Genomic DNA, 13,122 nt, shown 5'->3' with positions numbered 1-13,122 from the left:
TACGCGGGGCAGCTGCAGTGCGCTCTGCACGAGTTCGTGCGGGGAGGGAGTGTTGGACGGACAGCGCGGCCGCGCCGGAAGCTCATGGCCCTCAACGACGGCGACCGGGCGCCAGGCCCGGTCGCTCATGCCGATGAGGGAATGTCCCGTTCAGAGGCTCTTGGCGGCGCCCGAGGCCTTCTGGAAGGCTTCGCGGGCGGGCTTGGTCAGTTCCTGGGCCACCGACTGGACGAGCGACTGCATTTCCTTGGTCTGGTCGGTCGCTGCCTCGATCTGACGGCGAACGTAGCTGGTCTGCATCTCCACGACTTCGGCGAAGGATTTGGCCGCCATCATCTTCTCGAGATGAGCAAAGCCCATTTCGGCGTTGCTGCGCATCGCCTCGATGGCCTTCTTCGACAGCGACAGCGAACTCTGATGCATGTTGTCCATCGTCGACTCCATCGTCTTCGTGGCGTCGTCGGCGGCAGTTTTCATCCGCGAATAGGCTTCCTTCGACTGCTCCATCGACTTCTGCGTCATGGTGCGAAACGTCTCGGTCATCTTCGACGGGTCCATGCCCATCATCGACTGAGCCTGGTTCATCATGTCCTGCGCATTCTGCTGCGACGAATCTATCATATGCTGCGCTCCCGCTTGTCTCTCCCGCACCTCAGCCCAGCGCTTCGGTGGTGGACCTTTCTCATCTTCGACGGCGCTCCCGCCCGGGCCATGCCCGTCCTCCCGAAAGCGCCGGATCACTTATGGCACGGCGCCTGGCGGCATACCCTAAGCTGCCTATTTGATTAGCAGATTGCATTGTGCACTGCAACATAATCTGACGCCAGCGGGGGATCAGCTTAGAGCTTTAATTAACCCTTCTGCAAAGCCGTCGGGTGAGGGCGCCAAAGCTTCTGGATAAGCCTGCGGGCTGTGATTATTAATGAGACGTTAAGCCAGTGCTGGGGCGCCATGTCGCCAGCTCGCCACGGATCGGTTCGGAATGACCAGACTGCCAGGATCCTCGCCGCTCGCCATCATGACGCTGCGCGAAGTCCGTGAAGCCGGCGCCGCCGGTGCGGGCCTCGTCGCCTTCGACCTCACGCTCGGCGAGGTGCTCTGGGCCAACGCTCCCGGCCGCTCGGCGCTCGGGCTGTCGGTCGGCGAGACCAGCCTCGATGCTACCTCGGTCATCGCGCGGCAGATCAAGGCGTCCGCCCGCTCGGTCGAGAGCTGGGGCGAGGCGCGCATTCTCGTCCGTTCGTCGATCGGCCGCGCCTCCAAGGCCGTGGTCGCCACGCTCCGGCGCATCGAGGCGGGCGAACTGGTGCTGCTGACCTTGCCCGGCCTGCGGCCGGCGGTGAGTTCCGACGTCGCGTGGGCGGGGAGCCTTCTGGCCGACAGCCGGCTCGAGACTGCCGCCATCTACGACGCCGGCGGCGCCCTGGCCGCCACCACGGCGTTCCGCGCGACCGACAGCCTTGCGGAAGGCATCGCCTCGTTCATCGCGGCGGGGCAGGCGCTCGGCGAGGTCGAGGATCCCGCCACGCAGACGACGCTCGCTCTCGTTGGCGAAGGCCTGGTGCTGGTGCGGCAGGAGCCCCGGCCGGCAGCGCCGGCAACGCCTGAAGATGCGGCCGAGGCTCTCGATGCGGAGGAGGAGCCGACACCGCGCAGCTATTTCTCGGTCAAGCGCCGCAAGCTCTCCAGCGACCGCGGTGGCCGGATGAGCATGAACGGCCTTCTCCAGCGCTGGCACACCCGCCAGACCGGTGCCGATCAGCCCGAGTCCATCGAGGACCCCCTGCCGGAAGCGCCGGCCAGCGACGAAGCGCCGGACGCAACGCCGGATGCCAATCCGGGTGCGACGATGGCAGCGGAGCCGCAGGTCCCGGTGGCGCTGGACTCGGTCGAGCCGGTGACGCCCTCGCGTGCCGACGGCTCCTCCGAGGCCCCGTCTGCGTCGGCAACTCCCGCGCAAAGCGTCGAGGGCACGATGTCGTCGCTCGAGCCGGAGCTTCCGCTCGAAACTGAAGCAGACTGGGCGCCTGTCGAGATGGCGGATCTTTCTGCCGAGCCGGAAAGCGTCGTGCTGTTGGCCGACGAGAATGTGGCGATCGAGCCGCCTCTTGCATCAGATGAAGAGCCTGACGCGGCCGCCAACGGCGATCCTGCGGTGGCGGCTTCAGAGGCCGAGCCCGCCCCTCCGGGGACGGATGAACGGCATGCTGCTGAGTTGGTGTCAGAACCCGAGCCGGCGGACGAGCCCGCGCCTGCCGAGCTGATGACGCCGCAGCCCCTGGCCGCGCCCGACGCGGTTCCGCCCGCATCGGAGGCGGGCGCCGCCGCGTCCCCCTTCCAGCCGCGCTTCGACATGGCGCCGGTGCGCTTCGTCTGGCAGATCGACCGCGACGGCAAGTTCCGGACGCTGACCCCGGAATTCTCGGCAGCTGTCGGGCCGCAGGCCGCCGATGTGGGCGGCCGCAGCTTCAGGGAAGTCGCCACCGTTTTCGGTTTCGACGGGGACGGCGAGATCGCCCGCCTTCTCGACCGCCGCGATACCTGGTCCGGCCGCAGCATCCTCTGGCCAGTCGAAGGCAGCGACCGCAAGGTGCCGGTCGATCTCGCAGCCCTCCCGATCTACGCCCGCGACCGCAGTTTCGACGGCTTTCGCGGTTTCGGCATCGTCCGGATGAACGAGTCGGTTGGGGATCCCGAGGCTATCGGCATGATCCTCGGCGACCGTCCCGTCGCCGCCGAAACCGGCGCTCTGCCCGTCACCGACGTCTTGCCGGAGGAGGCTGCCGAGCCAGCGCCGGGCGCTGCCGCCGTGACCGCTCCGGAGGCTGCACAGAAGCCGCTGCTGAAGACTTTCGAGGGCGCATCTTTCGGGCGCCGGCCGGCCGTGCCGGTGGAGGAAGAGGCGACGTCCGAGGCGCTCGCGTCCAACCCGGATGCCGCGCCGACCAATGCCGCGCCGACAGATGGCGCGTCGACAGACGCCGCGCCGAAAGTCATCCAGCTGGAAGAGCGCCGCCGCCCGCGCGAAGGTGCGCTGTCCGACGCCGAGGAGGCGGCCTTCCGCGCGATCGGCCTGAAGCTCGGCGAGCGCGCCGGGATGGTGCCGAAGGCTGTCACCGACACGCTCGGCCCCGCGCCGACCGACGCGCGCGGTCAGCCGGTATCGCCGAGCCTTCCGGTGCCCGCCGACGAGCCCGATCGTCCAGCGGAAACGACGGCCGAGCCTTTGCTGCTGCCGGCAGACGACGCACTGCGCGCCGCCGATACGGCCGATGCCGATGCGGCGGAGATCGAGGTCACTGCCTCAGGCGTCGAACATGAACCGGCCGAACGCGGTCCCGCCACGGATGACCTCGCCGGCGGGACGAAGCCGCAGGCCGCGGAAGAACCCGCGCTGCAGGCCGTGGTGACGGTCTCGCCCTGGGCGTCCGCTCCGGCGGAGCGCTCCGCCGATGCGGGCAATAATGCGGGCGACGAAGCTGCGACGAGCGAGGTCTTGCCTGAAGAGGCCACGGCCGAAAAGGCCGCGACCGGCGAGACGACGGCGCGCCCGGTGTTTTCGCCTGTTCCCTCGGCTGAGCCTGAAGACGCGACCCTCGGCGTTGCCGACCTTACCACAGCGCCATCCGATGCGATTGCTCCGGAAGAGGACGCTCCCGTCGCCAGGGAAGCCGCGACCGCTGACGATGCCGAGGAAGCCGTGGTCGACGAGGCCGCGGAACAGGCGGCGCTGGCCGTGGATCTCGAAGCCGTCTTCGCCTCGCTGCCGCTCCCGGTTCTCGCCGAGGCGCACGGCCGGCTGGTCTATGGCAACCGCGAGTTCCAGGATCTCAGCGGCTATGAAAGCATCGAAGCGCTGGAGGCGGCCGGTGGCCTGGAGGCGCTGTTCGCCGACCGCGGCGATCTCAGCCATGCCGGCGAACTGGCGATCCGCCGGTCCAGCGGGCAGGTGATCGACGTGCGCGTGCACATGCAGCGGGCGACCTTCGGGGGGCGCTCCAGCCTGCTGATGTCGTTCACGCCCTCGCCGCGCGATGCCGCCGCCGTGGCACACCTGCCGGAGGTCCCGGAGGCCGCGCCGGAGACGGTCGATCTGCGCCAGCAGGTCGAGGAACTGCAGACGGTGCTGGACACCGCGACCGACGGCATCGTGCTGCTCGATCCCGCCGGCACCATCCGGGGCATGAACGGCTCGGCGCAGGCCCTGTTCGGCACGGCCGAGGGCGATCACAGCGGGCGGCATCTCTCCACCCTCTTCGCGCACGAGAGCCAGAAGGCGACGCTCGACTATCTCGACATGCTGCGCGACGACGGGCTCGCCGGCATCCTCAACGATGGCCGCGAGGTGATCGGCCGCGTCGCGCAAGGCGGCTTCATCCCGCTGTTCATCACCATCGGCCGGCTTTCGGGCGAGCGTGGCTGGTGCGTCGTCATCCGCGACATCGCCCACTGGAAGCGGATCGAGGAAGACCTCGTCAACGCCCGCCGGCAGGCCGAGGCGGCGAGCCTCCACAAGAGCCGCTTCCTCGCCAATATCAGCCACGAGCTGCGCACGCCGCTGAACGCCATCATCGGCTTCGCCGACGTCATGGCCTCGGAATGCTTCGGCCCGATCGGCAACGAGCGCTATCTCGAATATCTCGGCGACATCAAGCGCTCGGGCCACCACGTGCTCGACCTCGTCAACGACCTCCTCGACATCTCCAAGATCGAGGCCGGCAAGCTCGATCTCGCCTTCGAGGCGGTGTCGCTGAACGAAGTGGTGTCGGAGGTGGTGTCGCTGATGCAGCCGCAGGCCAACCGCGAACGGGTGATCGTGCGCTCCAACCTGCCGTCCTCGGTGCCGCCGGTGGTCGCCGACCGCCGCACCATGCGCCAGATCGCGCTGAACTTGGTGGCGAACGCCATCCGCTTCACCCCGGCCGGCGGCCAGATCATCGCCTCGACGACCTACACCGCCGATGGCGACGTGCTGCTGCGGTTCCGCGACTCCGGCATCGGCATGACCGAGCGCGAGATCGAGATCGCGCTGACGCCGTTCCAGCAGGTGCACGCGCCGAGCGCCAACCGCGGCGAGGGGACAGGGCTTGGGCTGCCGCTGACCAAGGCGATGGTCGAGGCGAACCGCGCCCAGTTCGCGATCAGCTCGACGCCCAACGAGGGAACGCTGGTCGAGATCGCTTTCCCCTCGCAGCGCGTGCTCGCCGACTGAAGCGGCGGTGGTGATCGGGATGGCGCGCCGGCGCAAGTCCCGCGCCTGCCGGGGCTCAGCTTCCGGACGTGCCTGAACCGCGGCGACGGCGGATGTCGGCGATCGCCTGCTTCACCGTCTGGATCTCGTCGTGCAGCGAGGCGACCTCCGGTGCAAGCGCGGCATCGCGGCGCCGCTCATCCTCCATCTCGACATTCTTCGCCAGCGAGAGCGCGCGGACACGGTCGCGCAGGGACAGGCGATCGGCGCTCGGCGCGGGCCGCGCGGCCCGTTCTCCGGCGCTGGCCAGTGGCAGGTCGGCGGCAGGCGTCGCGCTCTTTGTGACAGGCGCGGATGCTGCCTGCAGTCTTTCGAGATTGGCCTGAAGCAGGGCCTCCTCGCGGGTCGGCTGGCGGGTCGGCTGGGCGTCGAGGTCGAAGAGGCCGTCCGGCTGGGTCGCCGGAGCCGTGCCCATGGCGCGCAGGGCCGCCCGCGCGCGCCGGGCGGCATCGCTCAAACGGTCGTTCTCGGCGGCCTCGGCCTCCCACTGGCGGGCCATGGCTTCCTGACGCGCTGCCTGCTCTGACGCCTCCGTCATCGCGGCGGTGGAAACGGTCCGCTCGTGCTGCCTTGCCGCTTCTGCCTGCGCCTGGAACTCCCGCTCCCGCCGCATCGCTTCGGCTGCCGCTGCGGCCTTGGCCGCTGCAGTCTCCGCCGGATCCACATGGGGCATGCGGATCTCGATACGTTCCGGCGTCGCGCCCGAGTGCCCGGCGGAGGCTGCCGATGCGTCCGCCATCGCCGGGGTCGGCGCTGCTGCCGCGCGAAGATCCTCGACCACGACGCGCGGCCTTCTGCTTCGGCGGCGATCGGCGAACACCGCCCGTAGCAGCCGTGCGACGGCGAAGAGGGTGGCGAGGCCGATGCCGGCGATAAAGCCGAGCATGCCGCCGGCGAGCACCATCGTCTTGCGCGACATGCCGGTGGTCTTCTGCGGCGGCGTCGCCTGCGAGATGACGCGGACGTTGGCCGTGTTGAGGCTCTCCTGCTCACCGGTTTCGCGGGCACGCAGGAGGAAGGCCTCGTAGACGGCGCGGGAGGCGTCCACCTCGCGCTCGAGTTCGCGCAGCTTGACGAAGGAGCCGGAGGTCGTGACCTGCTTTTCCTTGAGGTCGGCGATCTGCGCGGTGAGGTCGCGCTCCGTCGTCTCGGCGCGGGCGAGTTCGGTCTGCGCCGCGGCAACGATCCGCGATAGTTCGGCGGCGATCGCCTGGCGCGAGGAGGACAGCGCGCCCTCGCTGGCGATGCGCTGGGGATGGCGCGTGCCGAGCTTGGTCGCGAGCGCCGCTGCCTGCTGGCTGAGGTCGGAATAGGTGGTGCGCAGCCGCACCAGCACTTCGGAGCTGAGCTCCTCCGGCAGCGTGCCGCGCACTACGTCCTCGACGCTGGCGCTGCGCATGGACTCGGCCTTTACGCGCAGCGCGGTGATGTCGCCGCGCGCCTTGGCCAACTGCTCGTTGATGCGGGTGATGTAGTCGTCGTCGACCAGCCGCCCGCCGACGCCGATCAGCGCGTTCTGGCTCTTGTAGTCCTCGACCGCCTGCTCGGCATTCACCACGCTCTTGCGCAGTTCCGACAGGCGGGAGGTGATCGCGGTGGTGGCGCGGCGGGCGGTCTCGGACTGCACCCGCCCTTGCTCGTCGATAAAGACGCTGGCGACGAGATTGGCGATTTCGGCTGCCTTGTCGGGCGACTGGCTGTCGACCGACAGGTTGATGACAAAGCTCTTGGTCTCGCGATCGACCGTCAGGGCATGCCGAAGCTGCGCCAGCGTTTCGTATTCCGGGTCTTCCGGGGCACCCTTGGCGCCGCCGAGGAGTGACTGCAGCGCCGCTGAGACGAGGGCCCCGAAACCGGTGCCCGCCTGGCCGTTGAACTCCGGATCCTGCTCCAGCTTCGCCTGCTCGATGACCCGCGAGAGGACGTTGCTCGACATGATGACCGCCGTCTGGCTCTCGATCAGAGCGAGGGTCGCGTCGGAGGGCAGGCCGTTCGGGGTGATCTCGTTGGCGACGACCTTCAGGTCGCGCGGGTCCATCAGGATCTGCGTCGTGGCGACGTATTGCTTCGGCGTATTGGCCGCGACGATGACCGCCAGTGCCACGCCGGCGACTGTCGCGCCGAGGATCAGGAATTTCGACTTCCAAACCGACCGCGCGACGTAGACCGGGTCGATCAGCGATGTCGGATTGGCGCGACGGCGGTCCTCCCGCCCGATCGGCGCCATCGCTGGCGCCGGGTCTGGCCGGGTGTCCGCAGCCTTCGTCGATGTTTCCTCGGACGTGAACATGGCACCAGTCGGAAAGAGCTCTTGAGGGAAAGTGAAGCAAGATGGAAAACAAAACGTTAACGCATCAGCGTGACATCATTTGGTCAGCAAGACAGTCTTTTTCGGATCAGCTCCAACCAGGGCTTCGGGCGGTAGTCGGCATCGAGCGGCAGGGGCCGGCAAGGCTTGCCGTCGCGGCGCGGCATCGCCTCCTCGATCCAGCTGTAGCGGTCGGAAATACCCCATGAGATCACCGCGTCGGGACGGCCCGCATCGAACACGCCATCGAGGAGGTCGCCGACGATCCGAAGGGCCGCGGCATCCTGTTCCTTAGGCCCCCCGCGGATGTTCCAGTCGATGATGTCGAGCTCGGTGACGGCGAGCGACACGCCCATTGCCTTCAGCGTCCGGCCGAAGGCCGCGACGGCGGGCACGTCGATCCTCTGGTCGGCATAGAGATGCCCCTGGAGCCCGACGGCGTCGATGCGGATCCCGGCGTCCTGCAACTGCCGCACGATCGACAGCGCGACTGCCCGGCGCATGTCGTAGCGTGGCCCTTCGAATTCGAGGTCGTAGTCGTTCAGCACCAGCCGCGCGCCCGGATCGGCCGTGGCCGCTGCCTGGAACGCGACCGGGATGTGGCGCGGGCCCATCACCTTCAGCCAGTAGCTGTCGCGCAGCGGCGCATCCTCCGTCGGTTCATGCGCGATCACCTCGTTGACGACGTCCCAGCTCTGCAGCCGGCCGCGGTAGCGTCGCATCACCGTGTCGATGTGCCGGACGAGCGCCGCCTCGGCCGCGCCGGGCGCGGTGATCGCCTCCAGCCAGGCGGGCACCACGTTCCACCAGACATGGGCGTGGCCGCGCGTCAGCTTGCCGTTAGAGGTCGCGAGGTCGACGATCCGGTCGGCCGGGGCGAAGTCGAACGTCTCGGCGCTCGGCCGCAGGAGGTCGGCGAGCTTCAGCTCGTTCATCGGCAGGATGAGGTCGCAATGGTCGAGGAAGGCCTTCGCATAGGCCGGGTCGCCGTCGAGCAGCTCGTTCTGGATCGCGGCGCCGAACGGCACCGGGCGGCACGCGGCGTCGGCCTTGCCGGTGGGCATCGGCAAGCTCAGCCCGAGTGCTGCGGCCCACGTGACGAACGAACGCCGCGTTAAGCCCGGGCCGGCTATAGCTGAGGTGGCGCCGGGGTCGATCGCGGGCGTCCGCGCCTCGTTCCGGCGGCGGCGTCTGTCGGGAATGGCCATGTTTGCTCGGGGATTGGCGATGCTGGGGCTCTGGAAGACGAGGCTAAGGGCCAATCTCGGCCTTGTCACGGATTATGCGAACCTGATGGGCGGCTCGCTCGGCCGGCTGGTGCTGTCGCTCGCCTATTTCGTCTCGGTCGCCAACGGGTTGACCGTCGCCGATTTCGGCCTGTTCGCCACCGCGTCGGCGACCGGCGTCGTGCTGTCGCGCATAGCGAGCTTCGGCTTCGTCTCGCCGCTCTACCGCGTCGCCACCGGGCGCCGCCGGCTGGTCGGCGCCTATACCGCCGGCTACCTCGCCGCGCTCGCCGCCTCCCTGCCGCTGGTCGCGCTGGCGGCGGCCGTCTTCTACGCCGCGTTCTTTGCCGGGCAGATGAGCGTCGCCGCCTTCGCCGCCGTGGTGGCGGCCGAGGTGGTCTTCTGGCGCTCGCTGGAGGTCGTCTGCATCGTCAACAACGGCCTCGGCCGCTTCGGCCGCGCGGCCATCCTCGTCATCCTCGGCTCGGCGATCCGGGCGGTCGGCGCGGTCGGCTTCGCCAGCCTGTCGGACGGCTCGCTGCTCGCCTGGGCGCTGACCTACATGGCCGCCAACGCGCTGGCGCTCGCCATGGCGGTGCTGTTCTTCTACCCGCGCATCCGCTTGCGCTGGACGCCGCACCTCTATCTCGCCCGCTGGCGCGACAGCGTCTCCGTCGCGGGCGCCGAGATCATCTTCTATCTCCAGTCCGAGCTCGACAAGCTGCTGGTCCTGTCGATCGGCGGCCCTGCCATCGCCGGCGTCTATGCCATCCTGATGCGGCTGGTCGACCTCACCGCGCTGCCGATCCGATCGTTCAACACGATGGTCGTGCAGAAGCTGATGAAGACGCCGAAATGGCTGGCGTCCTGGCGGGTGCGGATCTCGATCGAGGCGGGCATCGCCGCGGTGTCGATCGCCGGCCTCGCCTTCCTCGGCGGCTTCCTGCATTTCTTCCCAACCGCGCTCGGCCGCAACGTCGCAGACGCCGCGCCGCTGGTGCTGGTGGCGCTGCTGGTGCCGGCCTTCCGCAATCTCGTGGAGTACCAGAGCGAGCTGCTCTATGCCCGTGGCATGACCACCATCCGGGTGTTGGTGCTGGCCTTAGTCGGCCTCATCAAGGCCGGGCTACTGGTTCTGTTGCTGGCCGATGCCGATGCCGGCGAAACTGGCTGGATCGCCGGGCTGAACGGGCTCTTCCTGGTGCTCTGGCTGGTTTCGGGCGCGGCGACCTATTTCGCCTTCGACCGCAAGCAGCGGCCGAGGCCGCAGCCGGACGGCGTCACGCCAGTCCGGCAGCCCGCCGGATGAGCGCGGTGTCGGTACCGGTGAACGACTGGATGCCGATCGCCACCTGCTCGGGTGCCATCTCCGCGGCGAAATCCTGCAGCTCTTCCCCGTTCATCGCCGCGCCGCTCCAGTAGGTGCGGCAGAGGCGACGCTCGGACGCGAAATGCCGCGCCGGCTTCTTCTCGACCTCGTCGACGAAGCGGCCGTAGATCGTGCATTCCGAGAGCTGCCGACTGGCGGCAAGGCAGCTCATCGCCGACCGGCGCCCGACCGCCTCGATCCGCGCCATCATCTCCCGCGCGGTGTCGGTGCGCCAGGCGATGAGGGTTGCGATGTAGCCGGGATCGGTGACCTCCGGCTCGGCGATGCCGAGCAGCGCCCCGGCGCGGCGCGACCAGCTGATGTGATGGTCCATCAGTCCCGGCAGCACCGTCCGCAGCGCATCGGCGATCCGGTAGAACTCGACCGCCCCGCTTTGCTGGAAGCTGCCGACGTCGAACGGCTTCACGAAGACCACGTCGGAATCGCAGGACACCATCACCGTCTCGGGCATCAAGGCGGCGATCGCCAGGCGGCGGAGCTGCTGGACATGCCAGCCGCGCAGAGGCGGGCCTTTGGACGACAGCCAGACGCGCCGCTTGCCGAGGCTCAGCGGATCGGGAAACGGCCGTAGCCAGAACGGCAGGAGATCGCGTTCCGAGATGATCTCGCGCTTCGGGCCGGCGAGCCGCCGGAACAGCGCGACGTCGGCGGCCTCGACGAGGATCAGGTGGCGGGTCTGGCCGGTGACGCGGGCGTCGATGCTCTCGCACAGGAGGCGGCACCGCTCGAAGTCGCCGCGATAGCTGGCGGTGACGATCGCCGTCGGTAGCCGAGTGCCGCTGGTCTCGGCAGAGATCAACGCGGCCGCCTGCCCGTCGAGCGGCGCCATTCCACCAGAATGCGCAGCATGAAACGCGGATTGCCGAGGAGGTAGCGGCGCCACAGCCGCCGCGGCTCGATCATCAGCCGGTACGCCCATTCCAGCCGCAGCCGGCGGATGGCCGACGGGGCGCGCGGGACCTTGCCGGCCATGAAGTCGAGCAGCGCGCCGACGGCGATCGGCATGGTCGCATGCGCCGCGTCGAGGTGCCGGGCGATGAACAGCTCCTGGCGTGGCATGCCGAGCGCCACCAGGACGATGTCGGCGCGGGCCGCCCGCAACCGGCCGAGGATCTTCTCGGTCTCCGGTCCTTCGGCAAAGAAGCCGTGGCCGATCGGCAGGAAGACGTGCTGCGGATGGTCGAGGGTCAAGGCATCGGCCGCCCGCTCGACGATCCCGTCCGACGATCCGATCAGCGCGATCCGCATCGGGCGCGACAGCGTCGTCAGCAGGAAGGGCACGAAGTCGGTGCCGTTGAGGTTGTCGGGAAAGCTTTCGCCGAACAGCAGCTGGGCCCCGAGGTCGATCCCGAGGCCGTCGGGCAGCAGCACGAAGTCGCCGAGGGCGGCGCGGAAGGCCGGCTTGCCGGCGGCAAGGTTGACGCAATGGGCGTTGACGAAGCCGACCGGCGTATAGACGCCGTTCTCCAGCCGCTCGCACAGCATTTCGGCCGCCAGCCCGGCCGGGGCGGCGAGGATGTCGAGGCCGCAGATGCGCCGGTGCTCGGGCGCGGACCTGCTGTCGCCCATCGAGAGCGGCGGGGTGACGATGGCGCCGGCGAGGATCATCCGCGTGCTACTCCGCGCGGCGGCAGGACAGGGTTGGCCCTGCCGGCGGCGGCGTCTGTTTCGGTCGGGCGTGGCGGATCGGCCAGCGCGAGGGCAAGGTTGGCAAGGCCCGCTTGCACGCCGGCCGAGAGCGCCTGGCGCTGGGCCAGCATGAAGCCGAAACCGCTGCAGCGCTGGACGGCGCCCTGGCGCTCGCCGGCGACGCTCTCGCAAAGGGCTGCGGCGAAGCCTGCCGCATCGTCGGCGACGCGGACGTTCTCCGGCAGCCGGTCGACGCCGCGCAGCGCCGCGGTCGTCGCCACCGCCGGCAGTCCTTCCTCGAAGGTCTCGATCGTCTTCAGCTGCACGCCGGTGCCGCCCTTGGTGGCAAGCGCCATCACGCGGGAGGCGCGCACGAAGGCCTGCGCGTCGTCGACCCGGCCGGCAAAGCGCACATTGCTGGGGGCGGCGGGCGGCTTGCCGTCGAAGCGGCCCGCGATGACGATCGACAGCGTCGAGGGCAGCAGCGGCACCACTTCCTCGATGAACCAGTCGAGGCCGGCGCGGTTGGGCGCCCAGCTCCAGGTGCCGATCAGCCCGATGTCCTGGCTGCGCCGGCCATCGTCCGGCAGGAGTGCGCGGCCGATGCTCAGCGCCAGCGGGTGGCAGCGCGGATCGCCGCCGAGGCCGAGCGCGGTTCCGTCGTCGGCACTCAGCGTGTGCACGACCGCCGCGCCCGCGCAGACCGCCTGCTCCGCACGGGCGAGAAGCCCCGCCTCGCGCCGGTACAAAAGCCGCGCACCCAGCGAGCGCGCCGTCCCGGCATTCTCGGCGGCGGAGCGATGTTCGACATTGTGGGCGATGAAGACCGAGGGCTTGTCGCGGACGAGGAACGGATAGGCCGCCGGCATCTGGATCGAGTTGAGGACGTAGCCGTCGATCGGGCCGGCCTTGGCGATGGCGGCGCGCAGCTCTTGCTCGGAAAAAACCGCAAGTTTGGCGGCCGAGATCGGCAGGCCGCGGGCGACGGCCCGGATCAGCCAGGCGAGCTTCTGACCGCGGCCGACAGCGGCGTTTTCGATCGCCATCTCGCCGAGGTCGATCTCGCCCGTCCGCGACGGCGCGGCGCCCGGCCGCCGGAAACCGGCAAACGAAAGCCGCACGCCCTGCCGGGTATATTCCTCGATGATCGCCTGGTTGGCGATCTCGAAGCCGGACGCAGGCGCGCTGGTCGGCAGGAGGGAGGAGATGAACAGGAGATGCATTGGGTCGACCATGGCGGTGCAATCGCATCCTAGCATGGCGGCAACGCCTTGAGATTGCGCTAACGCGCCCCCTGGAAGCTGCTTGCCGTCTAAAT

8 protein-coding genes are annotated in these 13,122 nt (G+C 69.3%); 2 read left to right on the top strand and 6 right to left on the bottom strand.

Annotation, left to right across the window (positions count from 1 at the left end):
- Nucleotides 1-150: 150 nt before the first annotated feature.
- Nucleotides 151-621 (bottom strand): phasin family protein, encoded by a 471-nt coding sequence (locus tag ACZL02_RS17875; protein WP_472940243.1) that lies wholly within the window; start codon nt 619-621, stop codon nt 151-153.
- A gap of 361 nt (nt 622-982) precedes the next feature.
- On the opposite strand from ACZL02_RS17875, the gene ACZL02_RS17870 reads away from it, so the two are divergent.
- Nucleotides 983-5,212 carry a histidine kinase dimerization/phospho-acceptor domain-containing protein gene (locus tag ACZL02_RS17870; RefSeq protein WP_472940242.1) on the top strand — a complete coding sequence of 1,410 codons (4,230 nt, stop codon included), beginning with the start codon at nt 983-985 and terminating at the stop codon, nt 5,210-5,212.
- Between the two features lie 55 nt (nt 5,213-5,267).
- Here ACZL02_RS17870 and ACZL02_RS17865 read toward each other — a convergent pair whose 3' ends face one another.
- Both ACZL02_RS17865 and ACZL02_RS17860 read right to left on the bottom strand, forming a co-directional pair.
- On the bottom strand, nt 5,268-7,478 hold the full coding sequence (locus tag ACZL02_RS17865; RefSeq protein WP_496258534.1) for a Wzz/FepE/Etk N-terminal domain-containing protein: 2,211 nt from the start codon (nt 7,476-7,478) through the stop codon (nt 5,268-5,270).
- Between the two features lie 146 nt (nt 7,479-7,624).
- Complete coding sequence (locus ACZL02_RS17860) at nt 7,625-8,623, bottom strand: endo-1,4-beta-xylanase (RefSeq protein WP_472940240.1); 999 nt, start codon at nt 8,621-8,623, stop codon at nt 7,625-7,627.
- 163 nt (nt 8,624-8,786) lie between these two features.
- Between ACZL02_RS17860 and ACZL02_RS17855 the strand changes: the two genes are divergently transcribed.
- A complete protein-coding gene (locus tag ACZL02_RS17855; RefSeq protein WP_472940239.1) occupies nt 8,787-10,094 on the top strand; it encodes a lipopolysaccharide biosynthesis protein in 1,308 nt (435 codons plus the stop codon).
- Here ACZL02_RS17855 and ACZL02_RS17850 read toward each other — a convergent pair.
- Genes ACZL02_RS17850 through ACZL02_RS17840 form a run of 3 tightly spaced genes read right to left on the bottom strand, consistent with a single transcriptional unit; the run spans nt 10,066 to nt 13,039 of the window.
- Nucleotides 10,066-10,974, bottom strand: a complete 909-nt coding sequence (locus ACZL02_RS17850; protein WP_472940238.1) for a DUF6492 family protein — start codon at nt 10,972-10,974, stop codon at nt 10,066-10,068. The genes ACZL02_RS17855 and ACZL02_RS17850 overlap by 29 nt on opposite strands.
- A complete protein-coding gene (locus ACZL02_RS17845) occupies nt 10,971-11,783 on the bottom strand; it encodes a WecB/TagA/CpsF family glycosyltransferase (RefSeq protein WP_472940237.1) in 813 nt (270 codons plus the stop codon). Before ACZL02_RS17845 ends, ACZL02_RS17850 begins: the two co-directional genes overlap by 4 nt.
- Nucleotides 11,780-13,039, bottom strand: a complete 1,260-nt coding sequence (locus tag ACZL02_RS17840; RefSeq protein WP_472940236.1) for a glycosyltransferase family 4 protein — start codon at nt 13,037-13,039, stop codon at nt 11,780-11,782. Before ACZL02_RS17840 ends, ACZL02_RS17845 begins: the two co-directional genes overlap by 4 nt.
- Between the last annotated feature and the right edge of the window lie 83 nt (nt 13,040-13,122).

This window comes from Mesocryomonas fontinalis (assembly GCF_055730125.2).
Note: the sequence above shows the minus strand (reverse complement) of the source record. Positions and strands in the feature narration are given on the sequence as shown.

Bases quoted from the DNA above. Each gene is read 5' to 3' on its own strand.
- ACZL02_RS17860 (WP_472940240.1), bottom strand. From the start codon at position 8,623: ATGCCCACCGGCAAGGCCGACGCCGCGTGCCGCCCGGTGCCGTTCGGC.
- ACZL02_RS17855 (WP_472940239.1), top strand. From the start codon at position 8,787: ATGCTGGGGCTCTGGAAGACGAGGCTAAGGGCCAATCTCGGCCTTGTC.
- ACZL02_RS17845 (WP_472940237.1), bottom strand. From the start codon at position 11,783: ATGATCCTCGCCGGCGCCATCGTCACCCCGCCGCTCTCGATGGGCGAC.
- ACZL02_RS17840 (WP_472940236.1), bottom strand. From the start codon at position 13,039: ATGGTCGACCCAATGCATCTCCTGTTCATCTCCTCCCTCCTGCCGACC.
- ACZL02_RS17865 (WP_496258534.1), bottom strand. From the start codon at position 7,478: ATGGCGCCGATCGGGCGGGAGGACCGCCGTCGCGCCAATCCGACATCG.
- ACZL02_RS17875 (WP_472940243.1), bottom strand. From the start codon at position 621: ATGATAGATTCGTCGCAGCAGAATGCGCAGGACATGATGAACCAGGCT.
- ACZL02_RS17870 (WP_472940242.1), top strand. From the start codon at position 983: ATGACCAGACTGCCAGGATCCTCGCCGCTCGCCATCATGACGCTGCGC.